This is a genomic window from Moorena sp. SIO4E2, from assembly GCF_010671945.1.
Lineage (GTDB): Bacteria > Cyanobacteriota > Cyanobacteriia > Cyanobacteriales > Coleofasciculaceae > Moorena > Moorena producens.
Map to the genome: position 1 here is coordinate 1 of NZ_JAAHIE010000610.1, position 4,038 is coordinate 4,038.

The following is a 4,038-nucleotide window of genomic DNA, read 5'->3' on the forward strand; positions in this document are numbered from 1 at the left end:
CTCGACGAGCCAACGCGTCGCGCGTCGACGCCAACGCCGGAGGCGAGCTCGACGTAGCGCTCGACGTTCGCGCGCAGCAGCGCGTGTCCCAACAACTCTATGAAACAGGTCAATACCAAAAGGCTATCCCATTGTTGGAGCAAATTATTAGTAACTACAGCGATAGAGGAGACTTTATTGGTGAGATTAACGCCTTGGTCAATCTAGCTTTAGTTCATCAACGTTTGGGAGACTGGGCACAAGCTGAACAGACAATATCCCAGAGTTTTACCCAACTCTCACAACTCCCCTTAACCAAGGAAAGTCAACAATTACAAGCCCAAATTTTGTCAGTCCAAGGACAAGTATACTTATCACTAGGTCAAGGGCAAAAAGCCTTATCGACTTGGCAGCAAACTAGTGCTATCTACCAAGAGCTTGGAGACTTAACTAGATTAACGGAAAGTCAGATTTACCAAGTGCAAGCCTTACGAATATTAGGGTTGTATAATCAAGCGACTAAAACGTTAAATCAAATCAAGGAAAGTATCCAAGACCAACCCGATAGCGCTCTCAAAAGTACAGCCCTTCAATACCTAGGTGATGTCCTCAGGAGAGTGGGTAAATTCAAGGAATCTCAAGAAATTTTACAACAAAGTTTAGCCATCGCCGAAAACTTACCAAATCAGACTTTGATTGCTGAAAGTCTACTCAGTTTGGGGGATACAGCTAGATTACAAAGAGAAACAGAATCCGCAATGGATTTCTATCAACGGGTTGTCAAGGAATCTCCCTTAGCAGATATTAAAATTCAGGGACAATTAAATCAACTGAGTGTATTGATAGCTACACAAGAGTGGTCACGAGCCAGAGCGTTATTGCCAGCTATAGACTATACCTTAACGAGATTATCTCCAAGTCAAAGAGCAATAAAGGCTAGAATTAAGCTAGCCAAAATCCTATTAAAATCTGAAAAGACACAACTAAAAACTCCCAAATCTATGGCTACTTATCTCGCCGATGCTATTAAGTTGGCTAGGAATTTAGGAGATAAACGAGCGGAAGCAGAAGCCATTGGTAACTTGGGAACCTTATACAAATACAATCAACGTCTTGATGAAGCCCAAGACTTGACCGAAAAAGCCTTACTAATTGCTCAAGAAATCCAGGCTCCCGATTTAGCCTATCAATGGCAATGGCAACTAGGAAGAATCCTCAATCTAAAACAGGATAAAAAAGGTGCGATCGCGGCCTATTCTCAATCGGTGCAAACCCTGCAATCGATTCGTAGCGACCTAGTCGCGATTAGTAGCGATATTCAGTTTGAGTTTCGAGAAAGTGTCGAACCAGTCTACCGAGAATTAGTAGGACTACTCCTAGAACCCAATGCATCTCAAGAAAACCTCAAACAAGCACGAGATGTGATTGAATCCCTGCAACTAGCAGAACTAGACAACTTTTTTAGGGATGCCTGTCTAGATGCTAAACCAGTTAATATCGATGAAATAGACCCAAAAGCCGCGATATTCTATACCATTATCTTGCCAGACCGCCTGGAAGTAATTGTCACCTTGCCCGGGCAACCTCTGCGCCAAATCACCACTAACTTACCTCAAACAGAAATAGAACAACAATTGGCTTTGGCTTGGAGAACTATTACTAGCCCTTGGCGAGGTCTTGAAAAGGAAAACTTGCAAACAATACACGACTGGTTAATCACCCCCATTGAAGCGGAACTAGCCAACAGCAACATCCTCACCCTAGTATTTATTCCAGACGGAGCCCTGCGGAATATTCCCATGTCTGTGCTTTATGACGGGGAAAACTATGCTATCGAGAAATATAATATTGCGGTAGCACCTAGTTTACAATTAATCGACTCTCAAGCCAATGTCAGAGAAAACGTTTCAGTTCTGGCTGCTGGAGTCACGGAAACTCGTCCCCATCGTCCCAATTTAGGAGCACTTCCTGGGGTGAAGGAAGAATTAGAGAATATCATGGCTCAAGTTCCCTCATTGATTCTACTCAATGAATCCTTTACTGAATCCAACTTCAATACAGAAGTTAATAACTCTGCGTACGAAGTGCTCCATCTAGCCACTCATGGTCAATTCAGTTCAGTAGCTGAAGAAACCTTTCTCCTGACCTGGGACGACGTAATCAATCTCAATGAGTTAAATACTCTGATCTCAGCGGATCAAAAGCAAAAAAATCCGATTGAATTACTCGTCCTCAGTGCTTGTCAGACAGCGGCAGGAGACTCCCGAGCGGCTTTGGGATTGGCTGGAGTAGCAGTGCGTACTGGGGCACGCAGTACCATTGCCAGTCTCTGGTATGTGGACGATCTAGCCACTGCAGAGTTAATGACTCACTTTTATCAGAGGTTAGCCACAGGCAAAGTTACCAAGGCTGAAGCTCTGGGTCAAGCTCAACAGGAGCTGTTGCAGACGCCGGAATTTAGTCACCCCTTTTACTGGTCGGCTTTTATTTTGTTGGGAAATTGGTTGTGAAGTGGAGTAGGGAGTAGGGGGTAGGGGGTAGGGGGTAGGGAGTAGGGTGTGGGGTGTGGGGTGTGTGGGAGGTGTGGGGAGGGTGGGGAGTGTGGGAGGTGTGGGGAGTGTGGGAGGAGAGAAGAGGAGCAGGGAACAGAAAGATGTCTTAATCTTTACTTCGACTGCTATTAGGAACTGGAGCTGGCAACAGTAACGAGAATTGTATTAGTTGTATTTGGTGCGTTCGCGTAGCGTGGCCGTAGGCCAATCCCATACTGGTTCTCAAAAAAGCGATCACATACCGGTTCTCAAAATAGCGATCACATACCGGTTCTCAAAATAGCGATCGCATACCGGTTCTCAAAAAGCGATCGCATACTGCTTCTCAAAAAGCGATCGCATACCGGTTCTCAAAAAGCGATCGCATACTGCTTCTCAAAAAGCGATCGCATACCGGTTCTCAAAAAGCGATCGCATACTGGTTCTCAAAATAGCGATCGCATACTGGTTCTCAAAATAGCGATCGCATACTGCTTCTCAAAATAGCGATCGCATACCGGTTCTCAAAATAGCGATCGCATACTGCTTCTCAAAATAGCGATCGCATACTGCTTCTCAAAATAGCGATCGCATACTGCTTCTCAAAATAGCGATCGCATACCGGTTCTCAAAATAGCGATCGCATACCGGTTCTCAAAATAGCGATGTGCCGCAAGCACCGCTACGCGATCGCATACCGGTTCTCAAAAAAGTGATGCTCACCAATTTAGTGTGTCAGTGCAACAGTTTTTCTTACCCCTCTTTCCACCCTTAACATTCTTACAACTTTTAAAACACTTACCACCCTCTAGCTAGAGATAGCGTTAATGCAACAGTTTTTTTAACCCCCTTGACTCTTTACTCTCTTACTACCCTTATCACCCTCTAGCTAGAGATAGTGTCAATGCAATAGTTTTTCTAAACGATTGCATCTTCTGAGAACTTGTGTTAATATAACAGTATTGTTAAAGCAATGGTTTTACCGCCATGATGATTTCTACCGCTCAAGCTGCTGAATTACTAGGTGTTTCTGCCACTCGCGTCCGTTTCCTGCTGGGCAAGGGCAGAGTTAAGGGGGCTTATAAGGTGGGTAGAACTTGGGTGATTCCTCTGTTTGACGGTATGCCGGTGGTCACCCCTGGTACTCGCGGACCGAAGCGGAATTGGTCAAAGCGTACGGAGTACACCAAAGCTGTGATCCACGTTAATCAGAAGGTAATTCGCAACAATCTCAAGACGGGCGATCGCAACCCTGTGATCACGGTGAAACGGGGTTCTAAAAATATTTATGGTCATACGGTAGAGGTGAATGGCCCCTGTCGGGTGATGTATCGTCCAGATGATCCATTAAAATGTGGGGCTAGGGTGTGGATTGAGACGATTTCTGATTTTAAGGTGAGCTGATTTGGCCAGGGATGGGCGGTCAGTGGTCAGTGGTCAGTGGTCAGTGGTCAGCTTATTTTATTCAAAAGCACCGATTGCGCTACGGGCATAAGCTGATAGCTGATAGCTGATAGCTGATAGCTGA

General features: G+C 45.2%; 2 protein-coding genes. Both read left to right on the top strand.

Features of this window, described 5'->3' with window-relative positions:
• Window positions 1-83: 83 nt before the first annotated feature.
• A complete protein-coding gene (locus F6K37_RS34015; RefSeq protein WP_287255171.1) occupies window positions 84-2,489 on the top strand; it encodes a CHAT domain-containing protein in 2,406 nt (801 codons plus the stop codon).
• A 1,008-nt stretch (window positions 2,490-3,497) separates the two neighbouring features.
• Window positions 3,498-3,914: a helix-turn-helix domain-containing protein gene (locus F6K37_RS34020; protein WP_287255172.1), complete on the top strand. Its 417-nt coding sequence runs from the start codon at window positions 3,498-3,500 to the stop codon at window positions 3,912-3,914.
• Window positions 3,915-4,038: the final 124 nt, after the last annotated feature.

Bases quoted from the DNA above. Each gene is read 5' to 3' on its own strand.
- F6K37_RS34020 (WP_287255172.1), top strand. From the start codon at position 3,498: ATGATGATTTCTACCGCTCAAGCTGCTGAATTACTAGGTGTTTCTGCC.